The sequence below is a fragment of the Acaryochloris sp. IP29b_bin.137 genome (assembly GCF_028285745.1).
GTDB lineage: Bacteria > Cyanobacteriota > Cyanobacteriia > Thermosynechococcales > Thermosynechococcaceae > Acaryochloris.
In genome coordinates this window covers 1-2,965 of record NZ_JANQOP010000191.1, presented here as the reverse complement: position 1 = coordinate 2,965, position 2,965 = coordinate 1, and the positions used below count along the sequence as shown (strand labels likewise).

The window sequence follows — 2,965 nt, the reverse complement described above, 5'->3', positions numbered from 1 at the left end:
TGCTTACGCAAAACAGGTCATCAGTTCGAAAATTTTTGGGATGCGGTGGATCATGCCTTCAGAAAAGTGTCCTAACCCAATCTTTGATTGCTATATGTGTTGTCCTGGCTGGAAAAGCAACCCCTTCACCAAGGGTTAATGCCACTGATCTTTCCCCATGCCCTGCGTCATGTTGGCTTAGCCTTCCTCGTCCCCGGATTAGTGGTTCAACCCTTACCCAGCTTTTTTGCCACCTCCGTGGCCTATGGAGATTTTGTCAGTGGCGTACTCGCGCTGTTGTCTCTCGTTGCCCTACGTGCCCGTTGGGGTTTGGCATTAGCGTTAGTCTGGCTGTTTAACATCGTTGGCACGATGGATCTGTTGAATGCGCTGCGTCAAGCCGAGGCAGTCCCGGATTTAGGCACAACCTGGTACATCCCCACCTTTTGGGTACCCATTCTTCTGGTGACCCATGGGATGATTTTTGCCCGGATAATCAAAGAATGGAGACGCTCTTCGAACTCCCTCAAAGACCAAGCCGCTTCAGTTTGATAAACCAAGTTCAATGAATAAGGAGTTTCTTATGGCTACCTCGACTGCTCAAGGCATTGCTCAACGGCAACCTACATCGCACTCTGGCGAGTCAATTCCTCGGGAACCTGCCAGCCTTAGAGATGGTATTGATTGGACTTTCGATGGCACTTGGCCCCATGAACCCTGCTGGTTCAGGAGTTTAGATGGCTGGATGCACTATATCGACGAAGGACCACAAGATGCTCCTGCTGTCGTGTTGGTCCATGGTAATCCTACTTGGGGATATTTGTACCGCAACTTCATTCCGCCATTATTGGAAGCTGGCTATCGGGTCGTGGTTCCTGATCATCTAGGTTTTGGCCGCTCCGATAAGCCCAACAACCCTGAATTGTATCGGATTCCCAATCATGCTCAGCGCTTTGAGGCCCTGCTAGAATCTCTGGATTTACATGAGGTGACCTTTGTGCCCCAGGATTGGGGTGGCCCTATTGGGTTAGCTTGGGCAGGACGCCATCCTGAGCGAATAGCGCGTTTATTTATCCTCAACACCTTTGCTCACAAAATTGTTGGCACTTACCATCCCCCACTGCCTCTGAAGCTCTTCCGAACACCGATCATCGGTGAGTTTTTGGTTAAAGGACTCCATGTCTTCGTTCGGAAACTGTTATTCGGTGGGGGTGTGCTTCACCAAGAACGTCTAACGGCCACGGTACGTCAGGCATATCTAGCTCCCCACCTTACCTGGGCCTCTCGAACCGGGGTGCTCGTTTTTCCTAGAGAGATCCCTGCCACCACTGATGCTCCTCTAAACCCATTCCTGGAGAGGGTTGAAGCGAACTTGCAGACATTAAAGGAGAAGCCAGTTTTCCTGGGATGGGCCATGCAAGATCTAGTATTCAGACCAGAGTTCATTGAGACGTATTGGAAGCGCAGTTTCCCAGATGCAGAGATCTTGCGATTACCCAATGCCAGTCACTATTTGCAGGAAGATGTCTACGAACATCTTGTCCCTGCGCTACTGAATTTTATGAAGTAACCAGACAAATTTGATAGGAGGTATCACCATGACAACGAACAACTCAGCAACATCACTCTGGGCGCGAGTCTGGAACTGGCTGTTACTCCTCGATGCTGCTTTGAACTACGACAGCACACAATATACCTTCGATCGCATAAAGGGGCTACAAGATCAAATCGACTTGCTGACACTGCGAATCGAACAACTAGAGCAAGACTCTGAATCTATGCGATCGACCAATACTCCCTTGTTATCAGCTCAGAAGCATTGATACTTCATCTTGCCTGTGGATTCTGATCGATGGGAGGATATGGTCCTGTATTTAGCTGGCGATCGCAAAGAAACTGTTTGCTCTTAGCACTGACAGTCCTATCAACCAGAATTCTGAAGCTCAAATTCTGTAAGAACGTCCATCTGACAGAGAGGAGACTTTGTATGATGAGTGTCCGAAAAATCTATGAGCAGTTCCGCTCTCTCATTGTCTTGTTAGGTCTAGTGGAACTAGCATGGCTTTCCTATTGGTTGCTCAACTTCGGTGAGAACACCGCTGGGTATTTGGTAATTGTTGTAATGTGGATTCTCGGGATGCTGGGTTGGATGGTGTTGGCCATCTCTCTGGGAAAACGGGGCATCTATCTGAGATATACGCGCTGGTTTTCAAATCTGATTGGCTTGGGTCTTATGCTAACGTTCACCGTCATTCTGTTCGGAGCGTTGGATGTGGGTAGAGAAGGACTTCTGGCAGCAGCATCCCAGGTTCCTGTTCATCAGTTGGTGTTGTTTCATATTCTGCGTTTACTGGCGATTGGGACGATTCTTAAATATTTACAAGGTCAGTTGCCATTTCACTTTTTGCTCTTAGGATCGGTTCCCGATTTTCTGTTTGCGGTAAGTGCTGTGGCCGTTAGCTTACAGGTATCTCCAGGACAAAGCTTTTTGATCATTTGGCACCTTGTCGGTCTTACCTTATTCTTTGGCCCTGGGCTGTCGATGTTCTTTTCTGTTCCCTCGCCCCTGCGCCTTTATCGCTCAAAGCCAGATACATCACTGGTGTTTCAGTTCCCAATGCTGCTGGCCCACAGCTTTGCCCTAGTGCAACTGCTAACCTAGCAAAATCGCTCCAAAGATAAAAGCGCTGCCCTCTATAATGCCTCTATGGTTGATGTGCCAGGACAAGAGATCGCAGAAATCCCCCTACTGAAGACCAAGCTTTACTGCCCCAAATGGCGTCCTGGCCTGGTCTCACGTCCAAGGCTGCTTGAACGGATTCATAAGGAGCACAAGCTGACGCTCGTTTCGGCCCCTGCTGGTTTCGGCAAAACAACGCTGTTGGCGGAGTGGGTGGCGGCTGTCCCGGATCAGCTTGTTACTTGGGTTTCACTAGATCAGGGTGACAATGATTCTGCATTTTTCTGGGCCTACCTGATCACCGCC

The 2,965-nt window shown here is 49.1% G+C and carries 4 protein-coding genes and 1 pseudogene; all 5 read left to right on the top strand.

Annotated features, from left to right (window positions below; translation table 11 throughout):
• The first annotated feature begins 99 nt into the window (after positions 1 to 99).
• Positions 100 to 531, top strand: a complete 432-nt coding sequence (locus tag Q0991_RS13940; protein ID WP_299489347.1) for a hypothetical protein — start codon at positions 100 to 102, stop codon at positions 529 to 531.
• A 31-nt stretch (positions 532 to 562) separates the two neighbouring features.
• The gene (locus Q0991_RS13935; protein ID WP_299489346.1) at positions 563 to 1,549 is read left to right on the top strand and encodes an alpha/beta fold hydrolase; all 987 of its coding nucleotides are present in this window, start codon (positions 563 to 565) and stop codon (positions 1,547 to 1,549) included.
• A gap of 28 nt (positions 1,550 to 1,577) precedes the next feature.
• Positions 1,578 to 1,802 (top strand): hypothetical protein, encoded by a 225-nt coding sequence (locus Q0991_RS13930; protein WP_299489345.1) that lies wholly within the window; start codon positions 1,578 to 1,580, stop codon positions 1,800 to 1,802.
• A 164-nt stretch (positions 1,803 to 1,966) separates the two neighbouring features.
• Positions 1,967 to 2,641: a hypothetical protein gene (locus Q0991_RS13925; protein ID WP_299489344.1), complete on the top strand. Its 675-nt coding sequence runs from the start codon at positions 1,967 to 1,969 to the stop codon at positions 2,639 to 2,641.
• Positions 2,642 to 2,686: 45 nt separating this feature from the next.
• Positions 2,687 to 2,965 (top strand): annotated as a pseudogene (locus tag Q0991_RS13920) (helix-turn-helix transcriptional regulator); the annotation flags it as partial.

Bases quoted from the DNA above. Each gene is read 5' to 3' on its own strand.
- Q0991_RS13935 (WP_299489346.1), top strand. From the start codon at position 563: ATGGCTACCTCGACTGCTCAAGGCATTGCTCAACGGCAACCTACATCG.
- Q0991_RS13930 (WP_299489345.1), top strand. From the start codon at position 1,578: ATGACAACGAACAACTCAGCAACATCACTCTGGGCGCGAGTCTGGAAC.
- Q0991_RS13925 (WP_299489344.1), top strand. From the start codon at position 1,967: ATGATGAGTGTCCGAAAAATCTATGAGCAGTTCCGCTCTCTCATTGTC.